A 20,060-nucleotide genomic window follows, 5' to 3' on the forward strand; every position below is an offset into this window, starting at 1 on the left:
TCGGGCCGCGCGCTGCTCACGACCGCTGCGCGTCCAGCAACTCGGCGATGGTGACGGCCTCCGGCAGCGTCCAGGTCGCTGCCTCGTCGGCGAGCAACTCCTGCCACGACGGGGCGCCGTCGACCGCGCGGGCCCGGTCCGCGCGGACCTGCAGCGCCAGCATTCCGATCCGGAGCAGCACCGGCAGGTTGAGATGCCTGATGGCGAAAGCGGTTTCGCCACCCACCGCCGCGGCGGCGGTCCGGGAGACGCTGACCGCGCCTGCGGCGGCATGTGCGGCCAGGAGCATCTCGGTACGCCGGGCCACGCCGGCAGCGCTGAGACGTGCGTTCCCGGTGCTGCGGTACCCCGACAGCTGCGCATGGGTGCGGACGATCACCTCGGTCGCGACCATCCCGAGACCAGGGGTGAGGGCACCCGAGCGCAGGTTCAGACCGTCACCGGGCTTCGTACCGGCATATGCGGCGTGGGCGAACTTCCGCAGTTCGCGGTCGGGCAGTTCGTAGAGCAACGACCAGCCCGGAAGCGGGAGCCCCATCGGAGTGACGAAGTCGGCGGCCCAGTGCTTGAGCAACAGGGCGATCGCGAGGTGCGGATCGGGAGCCCGGGCGAACGGTGCCCCGCTGCGGGTGGTCGACACCCGCTCGATCATCCGCTGACCGTCCTCCCACCAGGTCCCCTCGAACGTACCGGTTCGGACCTGCTGCAGGGCGGCGAAGAAGCGGCCGATGTCGTGGCCTGGGGAGCGCAGCCGGTGGGCGGGACCACCGAACTTCGGGCCGGTGTAGTCGATCGACAGGCGCGCCGCATCTCTCTCCCAGCCGCGCAGCAACTCGCTCGTCTTCAACCAGGACAGGCCCTGCAACACGGCCGTGTCGACCTGCGAATCGAAGATCGTCGCGACCGCACCGAGCGTTCCAGCGAGGCCCACCACCAGGAGATCGGTGCGCTCCCACGGGATCCGCTGGGCCGTCCGCCAGCCGTCCAACTGGCTCAGCGCGCCCGGGTCGAGGAGGTCCGCGAGCTGGGTTTCACTCCACCCCTCGGCCACCCGCCGTTGCCGATGGTGGTCGGTGAGTTCGGCATGGTCGAGCCCACCCGGGGTGTTCGCGATGCGCTCCAGCACCGTCTGGTCCACCGGTTCGCCCGCGAGAGCCGCATCGGCCAATGACTCGATGTCGGTCAGATCGCGGGACAGTGCGTCCAGATTGGTCACGAGGTCATCGTCGACCGGGGAATCTCGCTCGCTGCGATCCTCCCCGGGTCGGGTCATGATGCCGCCTTCTCCAGGTCGTCCGCCAACCCGGTGACGCCCTTGGCCAGGGTCTCGAAGGTTTCTTTCTCACCCTCCAGCTCGTCCAACTCCGTGAGCAGTTCCTTGACCGCATCGTTGTCGGGACCGGTGACCCGCTGCTTGAGCCGGTCGGTCGCGGCCCGCAACCGCGTGGCCCGAGCCTCGGTGTCCAACCGTAGCGCGCGTTCGGCCTCCAGTTCGGCCTGCGTGCTCGCCAGCTCCGCCCGCAACCCGTCGATCCGCGCGGCCAACGTCGCAACAGTTCGGCCGAGGGTGGTCACCCGCTCCCGGAGGCTGACGATGACCGCCTTGGCCGCCTCCTCGTTGCCGTCCACATCCCGCAGCACCAGCTGGGTCACGACATGCAGCTCGATGGCGTCGGCCGCCACTCGAGCCGCGGTGAAACCAGCGAGCCGGCCGCCCAGGGTTGCGGCACCGATACCGGCCGCTCCGCCGACACCGGTGATCAGGGCGGCCCCGCCGGCCATCCCCAGACCCCCGGCGGCGATCGAACCGCCGCCGAGTGCGGCCATCCCGGCCGAGGTGGCGACCGCTCCCGAATAACCGAGAACCAGAGTTCCGTACGCTCCCGCTATGGCTGGTGCCGCCAACCCACCGGTCAGTACTCCGAGACCCAGACCGGCCCCGGCCAGGATGGCGTACCTGGTCCAGCGGCGGGATCGGGCGGTCAGCGACCGGGACAGTTTCTTGCGGGCGTCCCGATAGGCCCTGTCGACCGCGTCCAGATCCTCCGGGTGCAGCTGATCCAGCGCGCGATGGGCCTCGGCGAGTGTGTCGGCGCGGGCCGACTTGTCCCACTTGCCTTCGATCCACGGCTCGAAACCGTAGAGGTCGATCAGCAGCAGGAGCGCCCGGGAGCGCTTCCCCACGACCGCGGAGATCTCGGGTCCGGCGTCCTCCAGCTCTCCCAGATCCGGCCGACCGTCGGTCGGAACGACCCGGCGTACCCGCTCGGCCACGACCGGGGATGACCACTCGGTGCCGGGGCGTGCGGCGAATGCGGACACCGCGGCGGTCCGGAACGCGTTTCGCACCTCGCGCTTCGCCAGCAGGTGCCGGGTCTTCGACGCGGCGATATCGCGCTGCATCATCCGGTATTCCCAAGCGGTGAGTACGAAATCCTCGTCCGCGGAGAGTTCGAGCTTCTGCTGGATCTGCGCACCGTCCACGCGCCTGACGCTAGCGCCAAACAGCGGTCGGTGGGTGGGAACGGGAATGCGAAAAGGGCCCGACTCCCGCAGGAGTCAGGCCCTTTTCCGGGTCGGGGGACCGATCAGGCAGCGGTTCCACGCCGCTTGGTGACCAGCCCGTAGATGATCAGGATGATGAGCGCGCCGATGATGGAGGTGATCAGGCCCTGCCAGGAGAAGACACTGGAGTAGCTGACCCCGAACAGGGCGCCGCCAATGAAGCCACCCAACAGGGCACCGACGATGCCCAGGATCATGGTGACGACGATGCCGCCACCCTGCTTGCCCGGCAGGATCGCCTTGGCGATTGCGCCACCGAGGAGTCCGATAACGATGTAAGCGATGATGGTACCCATGTCTCAAATGGTACCCAATGTCGATCTGGACATACGGAGACCACGCGGTGGCCACTGCCCTCAAAAATATGGTCAGAAGAGCGGACCGAGGGGTTTCAGCAGGGCCTCGGAGAACTTCACCATCAGCGGCCGGCGCACCCATTCCTCGAGCGTCAGTTCGCGGCAGTTGGTGAGGTCCAGTTCGAACACCTCGGCCATCTTGGAGTTCATGTCGGCGTCGGTCACCTCGAGGTTGACCTCGTAGTTGCCGATCAACGACAGATTGTCGAGGTTCGCGGTGCCGACGGTCGACCAGGCGTCATCGATCAGGGCGGTCTTCGCGTGCACCATCGCACCCTGGTAGAGGAACAGGCGTACCCCTCCGGACAGCAGCGCGCGGTAATAACCCCGGCTGATCCAGTCGGCGACGATGTGGTTGGAGCGCTCGGGCACGATGATCCGGACATCGACCCCCCGCCGGGCCGCCTCCGTGAGCGCGTGCACCATGTCCTCATCCGGGATCAGGTACGCGTGGGTCATCCAGATCCGCTCGGTCGCCCGGTCGATCGCCTCCAGGTACATGTAGCGGATCGGATAGACCAGCTGCCGCGGCACATTGCGGTGCACCTTGATCGGCGAATACCAGGAGCGGGGCGCGATGGACTCCAGCTCGTGACGGTTCCGGCCGACCACCAGATTCCAGTAGTCGACGAAGGCGTTCTCCAGCTCACCGACCGCCTCACCGGTGACCCGGCAGTGGGTGTCGCGCCAGTCGGTGGCGTAGAGCGAGCCGATGTTGTAGCCGCCGATGAAGCCGACCTTGGCGTCCACGATCAGCAGCTTGCGGTGATTGCGGCCGGTGTTGCGGGGATGCAGGAAGTCCCAGGTGGGGAAGACCAGCGGGTGCTTCAGCACATGCACCCGGTCGCCGCCGAACCGGTAGAACCGCCGCGGCACGACCAGGTTCGCGAACTCGTCGACCACCACATAGACCTCGACGCCGCGCTGCGCCGCGCGCAGCAGTGCCCGGCGGAACTCGCGGCCGGTGCGGTCACCCTTGAAGATGAACGACTCCAAGTAGATGTGGTCCTGGGCCGAGTCGATCGCGGCCAGCATGTCGGTGTAGAGGTCCTGGCCGTAGGTGTAGACGGTCAGCTTCGAACCGCCCGCGGTGACCGGAACCGGTGGGGACTTGGGGAAGACGACCGGCTTGCGATCCCGTTTGCGGTGGTTGTCGATCAGCAGCAGCACCAGCATCGTGCCCAGCTGCGCTCCGAAGAAGCCGAGAAGCACGCGGCGCGTCCATTGTCTGATTCCGCGCCACCACATGGCACCAATGTATAGGGCAGCACCGACCAAGTGGCGCGGCATCACCACCGACGCCCGGCCATCAGGCTCCAGGACACCTCACCGGCCGGTCGGCCCAGCAGCACCTCGACCGCCTGCCGCCCCTGATCGTGCAGGTCCTGGCTGATCGTCGGAATGCCCTGCGCGGCGGCCTCCGGGCTCCCGTCGAAGCCGGTGACCAGGACCATCTCGAGCCGGTCGCGCTCGGCCAGCGCGGTCAGCGCACCGAGGGCGATCTCGTCGCTGAGGCAGATCAGGGCGTCGAGGCCTGGCCGGCCGGCCAGCAGCTCATGGGTCGCGGCGGTGGCCTGCTGCCGGTTGTTCTCGGTGAGCACGGCGCAGGGGGTGCTGGCGGGGTCGAGCCCCTGGTCCCGGTGCGCGGCGCGGATCCCGGCCAGTCGATGGGCGGTCACCGGCAGGGTTGCCCGGGCCTGATCCAGCGGGATGGTCCGGGCCTGCCGGGATGGGTGGGTGGGGAAGCTGATCACCCCCGGATGCCGGGCGGTGGCCAGGGCCACGGCCGCGATGGCCCGGGCTGCGGCCCGGTCGTCGATGCTGAGGCAGGTGAGCCCGGGCAGGTCGGGCCCACCCTGGACGACGATCGGCAATCCGGTGGCCAGGGCGGCCGCCAGGGCCGGGTCGTCGGGGGCGGTGGTCCAGAAGACAAAACCGTCGACATCGGCGGCGCCGACGGCGGCGACCGGTTCCAGCTGGCCGCCCGTCGGCAGCAGTACCATCCCCCGGCCCGCCGCGGCACAGGCGTCGGCGACCCCGGACAGGAAGCTGGTGGCACCCGGGTCGCGGAAGGCATAACCGAGGTGCTCGCTGACGACGATCCCGATCAACCCGCTGCTGCCGGTACGCAGGCTCTGCGCGGACCGGTGCGGTCGATAGCCCAGGTCCGCCGCGGCACGCAGGATCTTCTCGCGGCTGGCTGCGGAGACCCGCTCGGGGCGGGAGAAGGTGTAGGAGGCGACCATCACCGACAGGCCGGCCCGGGCCGCCACATCCTTCAGCGTGGGTCGGCGAACGGGCGGCACGGGTGCCACCCTAGTCCGCGCGCAGCACGACGCCTTCCAGCGGCTGCAGGTCCAGCCGCTCGATCCGTCCGTGCGGTCGGAGTCGGTCGGTGCCGAGCAGCAACTCACCCCCCGGGCAGCACACCGGTTCCGCGCCGAGGTTGAGGATCGTCTGGTAACGCCCGGTGGCGGTGGTGTTGGTGACCTGCAGCGCACCGGGCGGCAGGTACGCCACGCGGTGCGGTGCGGTGGGGGTGTGCAGGTGCTCCCGCCGGAAGGCGATCAGGTCGCGATAGAGGTGCAGGGTCGAAGCCGGGTCGGATCGTTGGGTCGCGACATTGCGGGTATCGGCCTCGGGTGGCATCGGCAACCACGGTTCGCCGGTGGTGAAACCGGCCCCCGGGCCGCTCTCGGCGGGTGGCAGCCAGGGGATGGGGGCCCGTTGCGGATCCCTGCCGTTGCGGTCCACCACCCGGTCGGCCGGGACGCAGGCATCGGCGAGGCCGAGTTCCTCGCCCTGATAGAGGAAGGTGGTGCCGCGCAGTGACAGCAGCAGCATGGCCAGCAGCTCCGCGCGGGCCAGGCCGAATCCGTCGTCGTTGAAGCGGCTCACCAGTCGGGGTTCGTCATGGTTGGAGAAGAACCAGGCGGCCCGCTCGGGATGCGGCACCAAACCGGCGTATTCCTCGATCACCGATGCCAGCAATCGGGCGTCGGCCCGGGCCCGGGCGAAGACGAAGTTGTGGGCCAGGTGCAACTCGTCATCGACCAGATAGGGCACCAGCTGGGCCTGGTCGAACAGCCAGGTCTCCCCGACGGCGACGGTCCCGGGATAGTCGGCCAGGATGCGGCGGACCCCGGCCAGCCGCGGGTGGATGCTGGGCCAGTCCTGCTGCCGCAGCGGCAGCCCGTCGACGTTGTCACGCAGCTGGGGATCCTTGCCGAGCCGATTGATCGAGTCCAACCGGACCCCGTCGATCCCGCGGTCCAGCCAGTGCCGCAGCACCCGTTCCTGAGCCGCCACCACCGCCGGGTTCTCCCAGTTGAGATCGGGCTGCTCGGGCAGATGGGAGTGCAGATACCACTGGGCGGTGGTCTCATCGAAGGTCCACGCCGGGGCTCCGGGTGGGAAGCCGGCGACCCAGTTGTTGGGTCGCCCGCCGTCGGCGGAACCGGGGACGGGGCCGTCCCGCCAGACATAGAAGTCGCGCAGCGGGTCGGTCCGCGAGGACCGCGACCGCCGGAACCACTCATGCTGGTCACTGGTGTGGCCGAGCACGATGTCGAAGAGCACCTTGATGCCCCGCTCATGTGCCTGCGTGATCAGGGTCTCGGCGTCCTCATCGGTCCCGAAGAGCGGATCGATCGCGCAGTGGTCGCTGATGTCGTAGCCGAAGTCGGCCATCGGCGAGGCGAAGATCGGCGACACCCACACCGCGTCCACTCCCAGCCACTGCAGCTGGTCCAGGCGGCTGGTGAGACCGGGCAGGTCGCCGATCCCATCGCCATCGGAGTCGGCGAAGCTGCGCGGATAGATCTGATAGACGACGGCCTGCCGCCACCACTCATCATTCATATGTGTAACGATACATGTATCGTTACGCAGGTGGCCAGTAGACCTTCCGTCGCACCGGTGGTGCTGATGTACAGCGCATTCGTCTTCGTCTCGTCCGAACTGTTCCCGCTCAGCGCCCTGGCCACGATCGCCGCGGACCTCGGCGTCAGCGAGAGCCGCGTGGGTCTGCTGCTCAGCGGGTACGCCGTGGTGGTCGCGGTGACCGTGGTTCCGGTGACCCGATGGGCCAGCCTGCTGGACCGGCGTACCGCCCTCGGGTTCACCCTCGCCTGCCTGGCCCTCAGCGGCCTGGGCAGCGCACTGGCGCCGTCCTATGCCGTGCTGATCGTCTGCCGACTCGTGATGGCGCTCGGGCACGGGTTGTTCTGGGCCAGCGTCGGCTCGGTCGCAGCCCGGTTGGCGCCCGCGGGCCGCCAGGGCCGCGCCACGGCCACGGTCTTCACCGGTAACGCCCTGGCCCTGATCCTCGGCGTACCCCTGCTCAATGCCGGCGCCACCGCTCTGGGCTGGCGCTGGGCGGCCGGGCTCAGCGCGGTCGCCGCCGGAATCGCCGCGATCGCCCTGTGGCGTGCACTGCCGAGCCTGCCACCGGTCCGGCGTACCGACACTCCGAATGAGCCGACCCGCGCGGGCCGGCGGCAGGTGTTCGCGCTCAGTGCCTCGACCCTGCTGGTGGTTGCCGCCTACTTCGCCACCTATACCTTCGTGACCCCGCTGCTGGACGGCGCCGGCATCCGCGGGGCCGCCCAGTCCGGTGTGCTGCTGGGACTCGGCGCGCTCGGGCTGGCCGGGATCCGGCTCACCGCGGCGGTCGCCGACGGGTGGCCGCTGCCGACCCTGGTGATCCAGTCGCTGGTCACCACCGCCGCCTTCGGCTGGGCCCTGGTCGCAGCTGGTCAGGCCTCGACCCTGGCTTGGCTCGGGTTGCTGGCCCTGAGCTATTCGGGGTTGGCGGTGAGCTGGCAGGGCATCGTGCTGAAGCTGGCCCCCGATTGGCCCGACGAGGCCTCGTCCATCTATATCGTCGCCTTCCAGATCGGCATCGCCACCGGCCCGGCCGTGGGTGGCCTCGTCCGGGTGATGGGGGACTGGGTGATGTTCGCGATCTCGCTGGCGCTGGCCGCCGGGGGCGTCCTGGCGGCGGCTCTGATCCGGCACCCCGGGTTGCGCTCGGTCGGCCGTCGGTCCGGGGACGTAGGCTGCCGGGTGAGATGAACGCGTCCGAGATCGAGTCCCTGTTCCCGCAGCTACCGGCTGATCCACAGCAGCAGTCCGAGGCCCCCGCGTCGGTCGCCGAGGGCGGTGAGAAGCGCCGCCGAGGCGTACCCAGGGCCGAGCGTGAGGCCACCCTGCTGGAGGGGCTGAACGAGCCCCAACGGGCCGCCGTGCTGCACACCGGCGCCCCGGTGCTGGTGGTCGCCGGCGCCGGCTCCGGCAAGACCCGGGTGCTGACCCGCCGGATCGCGTACCTGGTCTCGATCCGCGACGTCCATCCCGGCTCGATCCTGGCGATCACCTTCACCAACAAGGCCGCCGCCGAGATGCGGCACCGGGTCAGCGAGATCGTCGGCAACCGGGCGAAGCTGATGTGGGTCTCGACCTTCCACTCGGCCTGTGTCCGGATCCTGCGCGCCGAGATCGCCCGGTTCGGCTATCAGCGGCAGTTCTCGATCTATGACGACACCGACGCCAAGCGGCTGGTGCAGCTGGTCTGCAGCGATCTCGAGCTGGACCCGAAGCGATTCCCGGTGCGCACGGTGATGAACTGGATCTCCGACTGCAAGAACGACCTGGTCGACTTCGAGTCCACCGCCTCCCGGGTGAACACCGTCGACGACCAGTCACTGGCCGAGGCGTACGCCGAGTACCAGCGCCGGCTGAAGGCCGCCAACGCCGTCGACTTCGACGACCTGATCATGCTCACGGTGCATCTGCTGCAGGCCTTTCCCGAGGTCCGCGAGCAATACCGGCGGCGCTTCCGGCATGTGCTGGTCGATGAATACCAGGACACCAACCACGCCCAGTACGCCCTGATCCGCGAGCTCTGCGGGGAGCCCGCCGGTGCCCCGGTCCCGGGGCAGGAGGGTCACGAGATCGACCCCCCGGAACTGATGGTGGTCGGTGACTCGGATCAGTCCATCTATGCCTTCCGCGGGGCCACGATCCGCAACATCCTCGACTTCGAGCACGACTTCCCCGGGGCCGAGACGATCCTGCTGGAACAGAACTATCGCTCCACCCAGACCGTGCTCAGCGCCGCCAACGCGGTGATCTCACACAACCCGAACCGGCCGGCCAAGAACCTCTGGTCCGAGGCCGGCGACGGGGACCGGATCGTCGGCTACGTCGCCGACAGCGAGCACGACGAGGCCACCTTCATCGCCGCCGAGATCGACAAACTGTCCGATGCGGGTGTCTCCCGCTATGGCGACACCGCGGTCTTCTATCGCACCAACAACCAGTCCCGGGCGCTGGAGGAGGTCTTCATCCGCGTTGGCCTGCCCTATCGGGTCGTCGGCGGCGTACGTTTCTATGAACGCAAGGAGATCCGGGACGCGATCTCCTATCTGCGGGCGATCGCCAACCGCGCCGACGACGTGTCGGTACGCCGCATCCTGAATGTGCCGAAGCGGGGGATCGGGGACCGGGCCGAGGCGACCATCGAGGCGCTCGCCCAACGCGAGCGGATCCCCTTCGCCGAGGCGCTGCGTCGGTGGGACCAGACCCCGTTGGCGACCCGGTCGGCCAACCAGATCGCGAGTTTCGTCGAGCTGATGGACGAGCATGAGTCGCTGGTCACCGAGGGCCGGCCCGCCAACGAGGTGCTCGCCTCGATCCTGGAGCGTTCCGGATATCTGGCAGAGTTGCAGGCCTCGGAGGACCCGCAGGCCGAGACCCGGCTGGAGAACCTGGCCGAGCTGTTGTCGGTGGCCGAGGACTTCGTCCGCAGCGCCGCCACCGTCGACCTGGCGCCGGAGACCGGGGCCGCCGACCGCGGCGACGAACTGCTCGGGGCGCCCGAACCGGACCCGTCGCTGCCGGCCTTCCTGGAGCGGATCGCGCTGGTCGCCGACTCCGACCAGATCCCCGACTCACCCGATGCCGAGCATGCCGGCACGGTCACCCTGATGACCCTGCACACCGCCAAGGGGCTGGAGTTCGACACCGTCTTCCTGACCGGGGTCGAGGACGGGGTGTTCCCGCACCAGCGCGCCCTCGGCGACAGCAAGGAGCTGGAGGAGGAACGCCGGCTCGCCTATGTCGGGATCACCCGGGCCCGCAAGCGGCTCTACCTCTCCCGGGCGATGACGCGGACCGTCTGGGGCGCGCCGCAGCAGAATCCGCCGAGCCGGTTCCTGGAGGAGATCCCCGCGCACCTGCTCGACTGGCGCCGGCTGCCGTCGGCGGTGACCAGCTGGCGGAACACCTCGGCCACCTCGCAGTGGCAGAACCGCCGCCGGGACCGGGCCGGTTCCGGTGCCTCGGTGGGCGGCTTCGCGCAGCGGGTGGAGTCCACCCGCCGGCCCAAGGAGGTCGGCAACTTCGCGATCGGCGACAAGGTGCTGCACGACAGCTTCGGGCTGGGCACCGTGATCGCCAGCACCGGCAGCGGCGACGGGGTACGCATCGACGTCGACTTCGGCTCCGCCGGGTTGAAGCGGCTGGCGCCACGGTTCGCCCCGCTCGAGAAGCTCTGACCCGGAACCGCGATCCATCGAACCCTGGGTGCATCCATCGCGTGCTGCGGGGCTCGATAGATGGCACGAAGGATCGATGGATCGCCGCCCAGCGCGTACGCCGCCCAGCCGCGCTCAGCCGCGGGCCAGCTGCAGTGAGAACTCGATCTGCCCGGTGGGCTCCACCTTCACGAAACCGAGATCAGGTGGTGTGACACCGAAGTCGGCGAAGGTGATCGGGGCGGTTCCCGCGACCTGGACCCGGCCGTCGGCGTGCGCGGCCTGCAGCTCGAGGGTGACCGGGCGGGTGACCCCGTGGATCGTCAGCTCACCGGGCACCTGGACCCGGCTCGTCCCGCCGCTGGTCATCGCCGCCACGTCGACCGGGGTGGTGCTGGCGAAGGTGGCCTGCGGGAACCGGTCGGTCTGCAGCGCGGTGGAGCGGAAATAGTTGTCGCGGCGCGAGGAGTCGGTGCTGATCGAGGCCATGTCGACGGTGATCCGCGCCGAGGTCAGCTGGGTCCGGTCGACCTGGACCTCGGCGGTCACCTGCTCGGTACGCCCGGTGACGGTGACATCGGCACCGTTGAGCACCTCATCGACCCGGTAGCCGGCGTACGAACCAGGCTGGGCGGTCCAGCGACCCGACAGCGCCTCCACCGAGGCCGGGGTACCGGTCGCCGCATCGGGCGCGACGGTGGGGGAGGCCAGCGAGACCGCCGGGGCGGCCTCGGCGTTGCTGTTCTCGGACGCGGCATAGATGCGCGGGCCGATGATCGCCGCGAGGAGCAGCACCACCAGCAACGGCAGCCCGATCAACAGGGCGGTCCGTGATCGGCGTCGGTTCGGGTTGGACTCGGACATCGGCGCTACCTCCGCGGCGGAAATGGGTCAGGCGTTCAGAAAGTTGAACGCTCAAGTTCCACCGCGAGTTCCGCCGGCAACGCAGCGGGCCCGGAACTCCGCGAAGAGTTCCGGGCCCGTGCTGGGTCCCCGTGGACCGAGGCTCAGAGGCGTACGCCGAGGCGCAGCATCCAGCTGTAGGGGTCGTCGGTCACGTACGGGTTGCCGACGACACCGCCTGGGTAGTGCTCGAAGTGCAGGTGCGGGCCGAAGGTGCGCCCGGTCATGCCGACCGCGCCGATCTGCTGACCGGCCTGGACCATCTGGCCCGGCCGGACCAGGCTGGTGGACATGTGCGCGTAGAGGGTCGCGGAGCCGTCGGCGTGCTTGATCACCACGTGGGTGCCGGCCCAGCCGCCACCGTTCGGGGCGAGCACGACGCCACCGGAGGCGGCGCGGATCGGCGTACCGATCGGGGCGGGCAGGTCCTGACCGGTGTGGTAGCGCGACCAGGAGCCGACGGCACCCCAGCGGGCTCCGAGGGTGTAGCCGGAGGCGATCGGCTTGGCGCCGCCGCCACCGCTGACGCCGGCATCGCCGCCGCCCACCTGCGGTGCCGGGGCCGGGGCGGCAGCCGGAGCCGGCGCCTCGAGGCTGCCCGCGCCGGTGCCGGAAGCGGCATTCGCCGACGCGGCGTCGGCCTCCTGCTTCTTCTTCAGCGCCTCTTCGGCCTTCTTCTTCTCCTCGGCCAGTCGGGCCTGCTCACGCTTGGTGGCCTGCTGGTTGTTCACCAGGTTGGTGGAGCGGGCATCGGCGATCGCGTTGCCGGAGGCCTCGCTGGCCTGCTCGCCGGTGGCGACCAGCTGGTCGCCGCGCTCCTTGGCCTTCTGATCGGCGACCGCGCCGTCGATGGCCGCGCGGACCGCGTTGCGGGAGGTGCCGTCGGCCTGGCGGGCGAAGACGTCGAGCGCGCCGTCGACGGACTCGTCGTTCTGCTGGGTGTTGGGCTTCGGGTCGTTGACCGCGGCCGGCTGCTGCTGCTGGGCGGCGACCGGGGCCGGCTGGGCCTGGGTCTGATCCTGACCGGTGGCGGCGGTGGCGCTGGTGGCGGTCTCGACGGCCTGCGCGGACGAGGTCATGGCGACCGATCCGGCCACTGCGAGGCCGAGCGCGGAGATCGCGAGGGCGGCGAGGCCGTGTGTGACGAGGCCCCGGATGGAGAGGTCCTCATCGATCGTCGAGCGGTTGGCTGCGAGTGCGTCCTCTTGGGACTCGACACCCAGTGCCCGACGGGCCTTGGCCCTGCGGAACGAGCGTTGTGACACCGTGTGAACTCCTAGACACCCAGACTTGGTCTGACGCCCAGGGTGATGGACGCCTTCACGAACATAACGGATGGATAACCGGTCCTCAACCTGAAGTTGGGAATTTTCCTTAAGAAATCTCAGCAACTCCCGGTCTGACTGGGGTCATCGGGGCCCTTTGTGAGCAAGGTCACTCAGGAAACCCCTTAATGGTCCTCAGTGAAACCGCTCGGTAGGGAACCCCTCCGATGATCCTTGTGATGGTAGCTCGGCGACCCTGATGAGTACGCTGAGCGGGTGGATAACAACGCCCCGATCCGAGTGGTCGTCGCCAAGCCCGGACTGGATGGGCACGACCGTGGCGCCAAGGTTGTCGCCCGCGCCCTGCGTGATGCCGGCATGGAGGTGATCTACACCGGGCTGCACCAGACCCCGGAGCAGATCGTCCAGACCGCCATCGCGGAGGACGCCGACGCGATCGGCATGTCGGTGCTCTCCGGAGCGCACATGACCCTGTTCGCCAAGGTGCTCGAACTGCTCAAGGCCGAGGACGCCGACGACATCGTCGTCTTCGGCGGCGGCATCATCCCCGAGGACGATCGGGAGCCGCTCGCCGCGCTCGGTGTCGCCCAGGTGTTCACCCCCGGTGCGACGATGGCCGACATCGTCGAGTGGGTGCGCGCCAACGTGCGCCGCGCCGCCGTCTGATCCCGGCGTACGCCCGCACCCGCGTCGGCGTACCCGTTCCATGGGCCGGTATGCACCCGACCGCCTCGACCCACTAGGCTCCATCGCGGGTGCGCCACGACGAATCGGGCGGCATCGCCCGGGGTGACGCGCCCGGCCGGGTCGATCCGGCCTACCCATTCCGCAGTTCGCGGGAGTGCACACCCCGTCGGGGAGACCCGGCGGACTGAAACCAAGGATGGAGCCGTCGTGGATCTCTACGAATACCAGGCGCGCGACGTATTCGAGTCGCATGGCGTCCCGGTGCTTCGGGGCATCACTGTCACCACAGCAGAAGAGGCCGGCAAGGCCGCCGAGACCCTGGGTACGCCCGTCGTGGTCGTCAAGGCGCAGGTCAAGACCGGTGGCCGTGGCAAGGCCGGCGGCGTGAAGATCGCCAAGAGCCCCGCCGAGGCCGCGGAGAAGGCCGGCGAGATCCTGGGCATGGACATCAAGGGCCACACGGTCAACAAGGTGATGATCGCCGAGGGTGCGGACATCGCCGAGGAGTACTACTTCTCCATCCTGCTGGACCGCGCGAACCGCTCCTACCTGGCGATGGCCTCCAAGGAGGGTGGCGTCGAGATCGAGCAGCTCGCCGTCGAGCGCCCCGAGGCGCTGGCCCGCATCGAGATCGACCCGGTCAAGGGCCTGGACGAGGCCAAGGCCCGCGAGATCGCCGAGGCCGCCGGCTTCGACGCCGCCGACATCGACCAGCTGGTGACCGTGTTCACCAAGCTCTACGACGTCTACACCGGTGAGGACGCCACCCTGGTCGAGGTCAACCCGCTGGTGAAGACCGGTGAGGGGAAGATCATCGCCCTGGACGGCAAGGTCACCCTGGACGACAACGCCGAGTTCCGGCACCCCGAGCACGCGGAGCTGGACGACAAGTCCGCCACCGATCCGCTGGAGATCAAGGCCCAGGAGAAGGGCCTCAACTACGTGAAGCTGGACGGTTCGGTCGGCATCATCGGCAACGGTGCCGGCCTGGTCATGTCCACCCTGGACGTGGTGGCGTACGCCGGCGAGGAGTTCGCCGGCCAGCCCAGGCCCGCCAACTTCCTCGACATCGGCGGCGGTGCGAATGCCGAGGTGATGGCCGGTGGCCTCGAGGTGATCCTCGGCGACGAGCAGGTCAAGTCGGTGTTCGTGAACGTCTTCGGCGGTATCACTGCTTGTGATGAGGTCGCCAACGGCATCGTGCAGGCCTTCGGGATCCTCTCCGCCGACGGCGTCGAGCCCAAGCCGCTGGTGGTCCGCCTGGACGGCAACAATGCCGAGCTCGGCCGCCAGATCCTCGACGATGCGAAGCTGCCGAAGCTGGAGCGGGTCGACACGATGGACGGCGCGGCCAAGCGGGCCGCCGAGCTCGCAGCAAGCACAACGGCCCCGGCTGACGCCGACCGGAACTGACAAGGGGACGACGAACAAATGGCAATCTTCCTGAACAACGATTCCAAGGTCATCGTCCAGGGCATGACCGGCTCCGAGGGGATGAAGCACACCCAGCGGATGCTCAACTCCGGCACCAACGTGGTCGGCGGGGTGAACCCGCGCAAGGCCGGTCAGACCGTCGAGTTCGACGGCGGCATCCAGGTGCCGGTCTTCGGCACCGTCGCGGAGGCGATGCAGGAGACCGGTGCGAATGTCTCGGTGATCTTCGTCCCGGCCAAGTTCACCAAGGCCGCCGTCGAGGAGGCGATCGAGGCCGAGATGCCGCTGGTGGTCTGCATCACCGAGGGCGTCGCGGTCAAGGACACCGCCGAGTTCTACACGATGACCAAGGGCTCCAAGACCCGGCTGATCGGCCCGAACTGCCCGGGCCTGATCTCGCCCGAGCAGTCCAATGCCGGCATCATCCCGGCCGACATTGCGCCCAAGGCCGGCAAGATCGGGCTGGTGTCCAAGTCCGGCACGCTGACCTATCAGATGATGTATGAGTTGCGGGACTTCGGCTTCTCCACCGCGGTCGGGATCGGCGGTGACCCGGTCATCGGGACCACCCACATCGACTGCCTGCAGGCCTTCCAGGACGACCCGGAGACCGCGGCGATCGTGATGATCGGCGAGATCGGCGGCGACGCCGAGGAGCGGGCCGCCGAATACATCAAGGCCAACGTGACCAAGCCGGTCGTCGGCTACGTCGCCGGCTTCACCGCCCCCGAGGGCAAGACGATGGGCCACGCCGGCGCCATCGTCTCCGGCTCCTCGGGCACCGCGTCCGCGAAGAAGGAGGCCCTCGAGGCCGCCGGGGTCAAGGTCGGCAAGACGCCGTCGGAGACCGCGGCCCTGATGCGGGAGATCATGCAGGACCTCTGATCGTCCTCGTCCCCGCTCCCTGAGCGAGGAGCGCAGTACGCGGCCCCCACCGGTTTCCGGTGGGGGCCGCGTACGTGTTCCGGGTCGGGGGGGTCACCCCTGCCAGTCGGGCTGGGCCGGTACCTGGTCGGCGGGCAGGTCCTGCTTGAAGCGGACCATGTTGCCGACCGGGTCGCGGAAGGCGCAGTCGCGTACCCCGTAGAACTGGTCGGCCGGTTCCTGCAGCACCTCCGCACCCGAGGACTGCACGTGGTCGAAGACGGCGTCGACGTCCTCGACGTGGAAGATGAGCGCCGAGAGCAGACCCTTGGCGAGCAGATCGTGGAGGGCGTCGGCGTCGCCGTCGGACATCGGCATCGCGCCGCCGCCGGTGTAGTTGTGCAGGGTGATCTCGAGGTTCGGCTGGGCCGGGGGTGTGAGCGTGACCCAGCGGAAGTCGCCGTTGGTGACATCGGTGCGGATGGCGCAGCCGAGGGCGTCGCGGTAGAAGCCGAGCGATGCCTCGGTGTCGTTGGTGAAGACGAAGACATTGGCGATGGCGAGCGAGGCCATCGCGGCCGCGGGAGCGGTGTTGCCGGTGGTGTTCTGTGTGGTGGTCATGGCACCGACGGTAGGGCGCCCGAGCGCCCCGGCGCTTCTCCGATCCTGATCGGTTGCCGATCAGCTCCGGCGTGGCCGGGTGACCTGTTTGGCGATGCACCCGGGAACGCCGACGAGCCCGTCATGGGAGCGTGCCGCGTACGCGCTGGGCGTCTCGCCGACGAGCTCGGTGAAGCGCGAACTGAACGAGCCCAGCGAGGTGCACCCGACCTCCATGCAGGCATCGGTGACGCTCATGCCGCCCCGCAGCAGCCACATGGCCCGCTCGATCCGTCGGGTCATCAGCCAGGCGTACGGCGTCTCGCCGAAGGCGCTGAGGTCAGCACGGTCCATACCGGCAGTGACCCATCCGGTTCGGCCGAACGGAACGACCGCGGCCCCCACCGGAAACCGGTGGGGGCCGCGTACCGCTTCGGCTGCGGGACCGACTCAGCGGACCTGGGTGGCGCGCTCACCGGCGCGCAGGTTCACCCCGATCCAGGAGTCGTCGGTGAAGTCGAAGGTGTCGGTCGGGTTGGCGCGGAGGTAGATGACCTTCTGACCGGCGGAGAAGATGCCGACGCGGTACTTCTGCGTCTTCGTCTGGTCCAGCTTCTGGGTGATGATGTACCAGTTGCCCTTCACCGTGGTGCCCTGTGCCGGGGTCTCCAGGGCGGCCTGCTTGGTCACCTTGGCGGTCAGCACCCGGCTCTCACAGCCGCGGATGTTGGTGGAGATCTTGTCCACCAGCTCGGTCGCGGCACCCGGATTCTCCATCTGCAGCACGATCTGGTCGATGCCGAACTGCGGCGGCGCCTGCGGATCGTTGCGCAGCAGGTAGGTGCGCTGCTGGCGGTTCTCCGCACCGCTCACGGTGCCGAAGTCGATCGCCTCACACCCGGTCCCGTCCTGGATGTCGACGCGGGTGGCGGGGGCATTGCCCTTCCACTGGCCGACACCGGGGGAGACCCGCGGGATGTCGCCGGAGGCCAGCAGACCGGGCTGGTCGCCACCGGGCGGCGGGATGGTGATCGACACCGAGGTGTTCGGTGCGGTGCACAGTCCGACCGCGGGGCCGCACTGCCGGTTGACCACCTGGCTGAGCGCCTTCACCATGCCGTCCATCTCGACCGGCTTGCCCTGCCGGGCGACGTCCAGGATGTTGAGCACGCGGCCGGTGCGGACCAGCACGATCGAGTGGTACTCGTTCACCTTGTCCTGCAGCACCAGGCGTACGCCGATCGCCTGGTCGCCGATCCCGGTCACCTGCATGCCCTTCTCGACATACAGCGGGGAGTCGACGCAGCCGCCGATCTCGGTGCTGCGGAAGTTGAACATCTGCGCCGCCTCTTCCGGGGTGGCGTACGCGTCCGCGCGGTGCAGCGCGGCGGTCTTGTCGTCGCCGCTGGCCGAGATCTGGCGCAGCTCGGTGATCTGCGGGCTGGGCTGGCCGCTCGGCTGCGGGTTGATGCAGGCCGCACCGGGGGAGGAGTCGTTGACGCCCTCCTGGGTCAGACCCTGGGTCCAGGTGCGGGAGGGATCGATGTCCTTGGCCATCCCGTCGGTGAGCAGCCCGTTCTGGGACAGCACCGGTCCGGGGGTGGCGGCGACGCCGGCCATCGGGGTGGACTGCTCGGTGGGCCGGTTCAGTGCCCACAGGGCGTACGACACCAGCACCGCGACCACGCAGATGGCCGAGATCCCGGCGATGGTGAGGGCGGTGGTGTTGCGCCGGTCGAAGCGGCGCTTCGCCTTCGGCTCGGCGGCCCGCCGGCCCACCGGGGCCTCCTCGACGGGCTGCTTGCGGCCCAGGATGCCCTTGCGCTCGGTGCTGGTGGCCTTCGGGGCGAACGGGTTCTCCGGTCGCTCGGCCGGCTCGTCCGCGGTGGACTGCTGCTCGGGCGCCTCCTCGCGGGCGACCAACTGCTCGCGGGAGAAGGACGGCCCGGGGTGGTCGGCCTCCTGGTTCCCGGTCACGGTCTCCGCCGAAGCGTCCTCCGAGGCCCATCCGCGGCGTGCCTGATCGCCCTGCGGTTCGGTCGACGAATCGCCCTCCGGACGGGGGCCCCGATCCGGGGTCTCCTCCTCCGAGGGCAGCGCCGCCCGCTTGGGCCGGTACTCCGCGTCGTTCGACAAACTCTCTCCTCCCGAAACCTGACCGGAATGGTCCCCGAGCCGGTCAGTGGTCACAGATCACCAAACTTTACCTGCTGCTCGCGTGTCTTTGCGATTCGCGAAGGTCGGATGGGGGAGCATGGTCCAGATCATGCCCAGCCTGCTGTCGAGTCGCCGCGCCACATCCGCACTCACCCTGCGGGTGCGCTCCGCCGACGAACTCGACGATCACGACGCCGGGCCGGAGGAGCCGCCGCAGCCCCAGCTGCCGTGGTACGCCGCCGGGGCACTGGCGGGTGCGTTGGCCGCCGTGGGTGGGTGGCTGCTGCTCTGCGGTCTGGTCGTGCTGATCTGGTTCACAGCCCGTGCTGGCGCGGTTCTGGACGCCGTGCGGGCCGGTACCGAGGTCTGGCTGCTGGCCAACGGCGGGGGACTGGAACTCGGCGGACAGCGATGGACCTTGACACCTCTGCTGCTGACCGCTCTGTTGGGAGTGTTGATCGCCCAGGGGGCCGGGCACACGGCCCGGCAGGGGCTGCGCGCGGACGTCGCAGCAGGCGTACAGCACGAACCGCGCGACCTCGCACGAATTGTGCGCAATGTCACGTTCGTGACCGCGGCCGGGTACGCGGTGCTGGTCACGATCACCGGCAGCATCCTCGGCGGTTCCGATCAGGGGGTGCGGGCGCTGGTCGGTTCGGCGGTGCTCGGGGTGCTGGCCGCCTATCTGGGGGCCGCCCGCGCGGTCGGGCATCGGCTCGCCGATGTGCTGCCCGGTTGGGCGAAACCCGTGCCCGGTGCGGTCGGCTGGGCGCTGCTGGTGATGACGGTGGCCGGCATCGCGGTGCTGGTCACCGCACTGGTGCTCGGATTCGACCAGGTGCGCACGATCACGACCGGTCTGGGTGCCGGTGCCGGGATCGGCGCCATCATCGTGCAACTGCTCTATCTGCCCAACCTGGTGCTGTGGGGCGGGTCGTGGGCGCTGGGCGCCGGATTCCGCTTCGGCGAGGGCAGCGTGATCTCGCCGCGGAACACCGACCTCGGACTGCTGCCCTCGATCCCGGTCCTCGGGGCGCTGCCGGCGGAGGGGCCGGGCAGTCCGTGGAGCCTGTGCTGGTTGGCCTCGGGTGCGGTCGCGGGTGCGATCGCGGCCTGGTGGGTGATGCGCCGTCGCCCCCGGGCGCGGTTCGACGAGACCGCGATCGTCGGCGGACTGAGCGGCATCCTGGCCGGCTTGGCCTACACCCTGCTGGCGGCCTTCTCCGGTGGCGACCTGGGCACCGACCGGTTGCGCGGGGTCGGGCCCCGATTGACCGAGCTGGCGGTGATGTCGGGTGCGCTGATGGGTATCACCGGACTGGCCGTCGGGCTGGTCTGGGGACTGGTACGCCGCCCCGGTGCCGAACCGGATGCGGATGAGCTGGACGATGACGGGCCCGACGAGACCGACGACGATCCGACCGAGGTCGTCGGTGACGAACCGACCACGCAGTTGGGACGCCCGCGGGCCGCCGAGCGGCCGGCGACCGACGCGATCGATCCGGATGACGACCTCGACCCCGACGATGAACCCACCGAGGTGGTCGAGGAGGAGACGGTGGTCGTCGACGAGGAGACCGAGGTCATCGCACCACGGAAGCGCTGGAATCCTTTTTCTCGGTAGATCCCGAGCAGGTCAGCACCGATCACCAGGGCAGGACCTGTACCGC

At 69.4% G+C, this 20,060-nt stretch carries 17 protein-coding genes; 6 read left to right on the plus strand and 11 right to left on the minus strand.

All coding sequences use genetic code 11. From position 1 onward, the window contains the following. Positions 1-16: 16 nt before the first annotated feature. The 6 genes from C8D81_RS17195 to C8D81_RS17220 all read right to left on the minus strand — a co-directional run bounded on the left by C8D81_RS17195 (position 17) and on the right by C8D81_RS17220 (position 6,782). Positions 17-1,273: a hypothetical protein gene (locus tag C8D81_RS17195; RefSeq protein WP_133626452.1), complete on the minus strand. Its 1,257-nt coding sequence runs from the start codon at positions 1,271-1,273 to the stop codon at positions 17-19. Further along, positions 1,270-2,484, minus strand: coding sequence for a hypothetical protein (locus C8D81_RS17200; protein ID WP_133626453.1), 1,215 nt, complete (start codon positions 2,482-2,484; stop codon positions 1,270-1,272). Before C8D81_RS17200 ends, C8D81_RS17195 begins: the two co-directional genes overlap by 4 nt. A gap of 104 nt (positions 2,485-2,588) precedes the next feature. Beyond that, the gene (locus tag C8D81_RS17205) at positions 2,589-2,861 is read right to left on the minus strand and encodes a GlsB/YeaQ/YmgE family stress response membrane protein (protein ID WP_094359932.1); all 273 of its coding nucleotides are present in this window, start codon (positions 2,859-2,861) and stop codon (positions 2,589-2,591) included. A gap of 72 nt (positions 2,862-2,933) precedes the next feature. Then, positions 2,934-4,169, minus strand: a complete 1,236-nt coding sequence (locus C8D81_RS17210; RefSeq protein WP_133626454.1) for a phospholipase D-like domain-containing protein — start codon at positions 4,167-4,169, stop codon at positions 2,934-2,936. 41 nt (positions 4,170-4,210) lie between these two features. After that, complete coding sequence (locus C8D81_RS17215) at positions 4,211-5,227, minus strand: LacI family DNA-binding transcriptional regulator (RefSeq protein ID WP_133626455.1); 1,017 nt, start codon at positions 5,225-5,227, stop codon at positions 4,211-4,213. Positions 5,228-5,237: 10 nt separating this feature from the next. Next, complete coding sequence (locus C8D81_RS17220) at positions 5,238-6,782, minus strand: alpha-amylase family glycosyl hydrolase (RefSeq protein ID WP_133626456.1); 1,545 nt, start codon at positions 6,780-6,782, stop codon at positions 5,238-5,240. Positions 6,783-6,812: 30 nt separating this feature from the next. Between C8D81_RS17220 and C8D81_RS17225 the strand changes: the two genes are divergently transcribed. Next, a complete protein-coding gene (locus tag C8D81_RS17225) occupies positions 6,813-7,997 on the plus strand; it encodes an MFS transporter (RefSeq protein WP_166646868.1) in 1,185 nt (394 codons plus the stop codon). Beyond that, complete coding sequence (pcrA, locus tag C8D81_RS17230) at positions 7,994-10,480, plus strand: DNA helicase PcrA (RefSeq protein ID WP_133626458.1); 2,487 nt, start codon at positions 7,994-7,996, stop codon at positions 10,478-10,480. Before C8D81_RS17225 ends, pcrA begins: the two co-directional genes overlap by 4 nt. Before the next feature lie 114 nt (positions 10,481-10,594). Here the strand turns inward: pcrA and C8D81_RS17235 are convergent, their stop codons facing one another. Both C8D81_RS17235 and C8D81_RS17240 read right to left on the minus strand, forming a co-directional pair. After that, positions 10,595-11,323, minus strand: a complete 729-nt coding sequence (locus tag C8D81_RS17235) for a YceI family protein (protein WP_133626459.1) — start codon at positions 11,321-11,323, stop codon at positions 10,595-10,597. 143 nt (positions 11,324-11,466) lie between these two features. Next, a complete protein-coding gene (locus C8D81_RS17240; RefSeq protein WP_094359948.1) occupies positions 11,467-12,627 on the minus strand; it encodes a M23 family metallopeptidase in 1,161 nt (386 codons plus the stop codon). Between the two features lie 276 nt (positions 12,628-12,903). On the opposite strand from C8D81_RS17240, the gene C8D81_RS17245 reads away from it, so the two are divergent. From C8D81_RS17245 to sucD, 3 genes are all read left to right on the plus strand, one after another. Then, positions 12,904-13,314: a cobalamin B12-binding domain-containing protein gene (locus C8D81_RS17245; RefSeq protein WP_094359950.1), complete on the plus strand. Its 411-nt coding sequence runs from the start codon at positions 12,904-12,906 to the stop codon at positions 13,312-13,314. A 228-nt stretch (positions 13,315-13,542) separates the two neighbouring features. Further along, positions 13,543-14,748: an ADP-forming succinate--CoA ligase subunit beta gene (gene sucC, locus C8D81_RS17250; protein WP_133626460.1), complete on the plus strand. Its 1,206-nt coding sequence runs from the start codon at positions 13,543-13,545 to the stop codon at positions 14,746-14,748. A gap of 18 nt (positions 14,749-14,766) precedes the next feature. Continuing rightward, positions 14,767-15,654 carry a succinate--CoA ligase subunit alpha gene (sucD, locus tag C8D81_RS17255; protein ID WP_133626461.1) on the plus strand — a complete coding sequence of 296 codons (888 nt, stop codon included), beginning with the start codon at positions 14,767-14,769 and terminating at the stop codon, positions 15,652-15,654. A gap of 93 nt (positions 15,655-15,747) precedes the next feature. Here the strand turns inward: sucD and C8D81_RS17260 are convergent, their stop codons facing one another. The 3 genes from C8D81_RS17260 to C8D81_RS17270 all read right to left on the minus strand — a co-directional run bounded on the left by C8D81_RS17260 (position 15,748) and on the right by C8D81_RS17270 (position 18,369). After that, positions 15,748-16,254, minus strand: a complete 507-nt coding sequence (locus C8D81_RS17260) for a VOC family protein (RefSeq protein ID WP_229117868.1) — start codon at positions 16,252-16,254, stop codon at positions 15,748-15,750. A 60-nt stretch (positions 16,255-16,314) separates the two neighbouring features. Continuing rightward, entirely contained in the window at positions 16,315-16,587 is a 273-nt protein-coding gene (locus C8D81_RS17265) for a helix-turn-helix transcriptional regulator (RefSeq protein WP_133626462.1), read from the minus strand. A 96-nt stretch (positions 16,588-16,683) separates the two neighbouring features. Next, positions 16,684-18,369 carry a hypothetical protein gene (locus C8D81_RS17270; protein ID WP_133626463.1) on the minus strand — a complete coding sequence of 562 codons (1,686 nt, stop codon included), beginning with the start codon at positions 18,367-18,369 and terminating at the stop codon, positions 16,684-16,686. Positions 18,370-18,499: 130 nt separating this feature from the next. Between C8D81_RS17270 and C8D81_RS17275 the strand changes: the two genes are divergently transcribed. Continuing rightward, positions 18,500-20,014, plus strand: coding sequence for a cell division protein PerM (locus tag C8D81_RS17275; RefSeq protein WP_133626464.1), 1,515 nt, complete (start codon positions 18,500-18,502; stop codon positions 20,012-20,014). The last annotated feature ends 46 nt before the right edge of the window (positions 20,015-20,060 follow it).

It is taken from the genome of Enemella evansiae, assembly GCF_004362375.1.
Classification (GTDB): Bacteria; Actinomycetota; Actinomycetes; order Propionibacteriales; family Propionibacteriaceae; genus Enemella; species Enemella evansiae.